The sequence below is a fragment of the Streptomyces sedi genome (assembly GCF_006335015.1).
Classification (GTDB): domain Bacteria; phylum Actinomycetota; class Actinomycetes; order Streptomycetales; family Streptomycetaceae; genus Streptomyces; species Streptomyces sedi.
Map to the genome: position 1 here is coordinate 1 of NZ_VDGT01000048.1, position 3,402 is coordinate 3,402.

Sequence of the window (3,402 nt, forward strand, 5' to 3'; positions counted from 1 at the left end):
TGAATGCTTCATCAAAAGATGTCACCCACAAAGATGCTCGAACATCCTCGCAAATAACTCAAAAATCTGGCATTGACTTTTGGCACGCTGTTGAGTTCTCAAGGAACGGACGCTTCCTTCAAACCCCCCTCGGGGCCCTCCGGGCGCTTCCCTTCGTTGTGTTCCTGACTCTATCACGCCCGATTTCTCGAACTTGACCTCCGTCAGGGGGAGTTGAGTTTTGCGCCCTCCGGCGATGCCCGTAACCGTAGAGGAATTCCTCGGCCGATCCAAATCGGCCTCTGAAGTGCTCCACTCCGGGCAAGCTCGAAGGACCCTACGGACCCCCCTCGGTGGTGTCAAGTTGAGCCCCGGCAGCCGGGTGGAGCAGCTCCCCGCGGGTGGCAACGGCCGTAGACTCGCGTGTCTTTGGCGTTTTTCGGGTGATCGCACGCGGGGGAACGGAGGTCGGGCGCCATGGGGTCATGGGCGTTGTACCGCTCCGTCGCGGGATACGGCTTCCGGCGCTACGCGACCTACCGACTGGCCACCGCGGCGGGGGTGTTCACGAACACCGTCTTCGGCCTCATCCTCGCGCACGCCTTCATGGCGCTGTGGCACGAGCGCCCTCAGCTCGGCGGGTACGAGCAGGCGCAGGCGCTCACCTTTGTCTGGGTGGGGCAGGCGCTGCTGGCGTCGGTGGCGGTGATGGGGGGCGGCTTCGAGGCCGAGCTTCAGCAGCGGATCAGGACGGGGGACGTGGCGATCGACCTCTACCGCCCCGCGGATCTCCAACTGTGGTGGCTGGCGACGGATCTGGGGCGGGCCGCGTTCCAGCTGCTGGGGCGCGGGGTGGTGCCGCTGGCGGTGGGGGCGTTGGTCTTCGATCTGGCGCTGCCGGCGAGTCCGCTGGTGTGGGCGGCCTTTCTGCTGTCGGTGGCGCTGGCCGTGGTGATCAGTTTCGCGATGCGTTTTCTGGTGGCGCTGTCGACGTTCTGGATGATGGACGGGGTGGGCGCGAGCACGGTGAACAACGTCGTCTCGACGTTCTTCTCCGGGATGCTGCTGCCGCTGACCGTCTTTCCCGGGGCGTTCGGCGAGGTGGTGCGGTGGTTGCCCTGGGCGGGGATGTTGCAGATCCCGGCCGATGTGCTGCTGGAGCGGCGGGTCGGGTGGGGGCTGCTGGCCGGGTTCGCGCTCCAGCTGGGGTGGGCGTTGGTCGCCCTGGCGGTGGGCCGCTGGGTGCAGTCGGTGGCGACGCGGCGGGTGGTGGTCCAGGGTGGTTGAGGGGACGCGGGCCTTCTTTCTGGTGGCCTGGATGTGGGTGCGTTCGTCGTTGACCTATCGGACTTCGTTCGTGATCACCACATTGGCGAATCTGGCGATCACGTTTCTGGATTTTGTCGTGGTGCTGCTGATGTTCTCCCATGTCGACGCGCTGGGCGGCTTCGGGCTGGCCGAGGTGGCGTTGCTCTACGGGAGCGCGAGCCTGGCGTTGGGGGTGGCCGACCTGCTGCTGGGGAACGTGGAGCGGGTCGGGGAACGGATCAGGGACGGCTCGCTCGACGTGCTGCTGGTGCGCCCGGTGTCGATCTTCGTGCAGGTGGCGGCCGACCGGTTCGCGTTGCGTCGGTTGGGGCGGGTGATCCAGGCGCTCGCGGTGCTGGGCTGGGCGCTGCCCCGGGTGGACGTGGACTGGTCGGCGGGGGCCGTGGCGTTGCTGGTGGTGATGCTGGTGTCGGGGTCGGTGATCTTCGGGGCGGTCTTCGTGCTGGGGTCCTCGTTCCAGTTCTGGGCGCAGGACGCGGCGCAGGTGCAGAACGCGTTCACCTACGGCGGCGGGGTGTTGTTGCAGTACCCGCCGACGATCTTCCCGCGGGAGCTGGTGCGGGGGGTGACCTTCGTACTGCCGCTCGCCTTCGTCAACTGGCTGCCGGCGCTGCGGTTGTTGGGGCGGGAGGACCCGTTGGGGCTGCCGGGGTGGGTGGACTTCCTGTCGCCGTTGGTGGCGGTGGTGTTGTCGGTGCTGACCGCGTGGGTCTGGCGGTCGGCCGTGCGGAGCTATCGGAGCACCGGGAGCTGAGATGAGCGAGGTTCTGATCGAACTCGACCGCCTGGAGAAGGTCTTCCGGGTGCGCAAGCGCGCGGGCCTGCTGCGCCGGGAGGTGAGCGAGGTGCGGGCGGTGGACGGTATCTCGTTCCGGGTGCGGCGCGGCGAGATGGTGGGGTACATCGGGCCGAACGGGGCCGGCAAGTCGACCACGATCAAGATGCTGACGGGCATCCTGACGCCGAGCGGCGGGCGGCTGCGGGTGGCGGGCATCGATCCGGCGCGGGAGCGGACGGCGTTGACGCGGCGGATCGGGGTGGTCTTCGGGCAGCGGACGACGCTCTGGTGGGACCTGCCGTTGGGCGACTCCTACCAGCTGATGCGGCGCCTGTACCGGGTGGAGCCGGCGCGGTTCCGGGCGAACCTGGAGCGCTGTGTGGAGCTGCTGGAGCTGGGGCCGCTGCTGGAGGTGCCGGTGCGGCAGCTGTCGTTGGGGCAGCGGATGCGGGGGGACGTGGCCGCCGCGTTGCTGCACGACCCCGAGGTGCTCTATCTGGACGAGCCGACGATCGGGCTCGACGTGGTGAGCAAGAACAAGGTGCGTGGCTTTCTGCGCGATCTCAATCAGGAGAAGGGCACAACCGTTCTGCTCACCACCCATGATCTGACCGATATCGAGCAGCTCTGTAGCCGGGTGATGGTGATCGACCGGGGGCGGCTGATGTACGACGGGGCGTTCGCGGGGTTGAGCGAGGTGGGCGAGAGCGAGCGCACGTTGATCGTGGACCTGGCGGAGGAGCGGCCGGCGATCGAGGTGCCGGGGGCGCGGGTGGTGCGGGTGGCGGGGCCGCGCCAGTGGTTGGCGTTCCCCGCCGGGGTGAGCGCGGCGCCGCTGGTGGCGCGGGTGGCCGCGGAGTATCCGCTGGTCGACCTGTCGCTGCGGGAGCCGGACATCGAGGAGGTCATCGCCCGCATGTACGCGGCCGGGTGGGAGGGCGCGCGTTCCGGCGGCGCTGGGGCTGACGGGGGTGCGGGGGTGGGGTAAACCCCCGCAGGGAAACGGCGACGTACCCCATCGTGGCCGGAGCCGCCGAACGACAGGGTGGTGTGCGTTGACAACGTGCGTTCCCAGCGGAGGCGAGTTTCGGTGACATCGGCTGTAGTGGATCCCAGGATCGGGAGCGGCGGTGGGCACGCGGCCGTGGCCGCGCGGGCCGCCCAGGTGGTCAAGGCGTACGGCTCCGGGGAGACGCGGGTGTCGGCGTTGGACGGGGTGAGTGTGGACATCGAGCGGGGGGTGTTCACCGCGATCATGGGCCCCTCGGGCTCGGGCAAGTCGACGCTGATGCACTGCCTGGCCGGGCTCGACACCG

Annotated in this window: 4 protein-coding genes; all 4 read left to right on the forward strand. The window is 68.8% G+C overall.

The window, feature by feature from the left end; genetic code table 11:
* Window positions 1-456: 456 nt before the first annotated feature.
* A complete protein-coding gene (locus tag FH715_RS27950) occupies window positions 457-1,266 on the forward strand; it encodes an ABC transporter permease (protein ID WP_139650302.1) in 810 nt (269 codons plus the stop codon).
* The gene (locus FH715_RS27955) at window positions 1,259-2,062 is read left to right on the forward strand and encodes an ABC transporter permease (protein ID WP_425472784.1); all 804 of its coding nucleotides are present in this window, start codon (window positions 1,259-1,261) and stop codon (window positions 2,060-2,062) included. Before FH715_RS27950 ends, FH715_RS27955 begins: the two co-directional genes overlap by 8 nt.
* Before the next feature lies 1 nt (window position 2,063).
* Window positions 2,064-3,074, forward strand: a complete 1,011-nt coding sequence (locus tag FH715_RS27960; RefSeq protein WP_139650304.1) for an ABC transporter ATP-binding protein — start codon at window positions 2,064-2,066, stop codon at window positions 3,072-3,074.
* Between the two features lie 102 nt (window positions 3,075-3,176).
* Window positions 3,177-3,402 (forward strand): ATP-binding cassette domain-containing protein (locus FH715_RS27965; RefSeq protein ID WP_139650306.1); only part of this gene is annotated, 226 nt, incomplete at its 3' end.

Excerpts from the sequence above, each read along its gene's own strand:
- FH715_RS27960 (WP_139650304.1), top strand. The coding sequence starts at position 2,064 with ATGAGCGAGGTTCTGATCGAACTCGACCGCCTGGAGAAGGTCTTCCGG.
- FH715_RS27950 (WP_139650302.1), top strand. The coding sequence starts at position 457 with ATGGGGTCATGGGCGTTGTACCGCTCCGTCGCGGGATACGGCTTCCGG.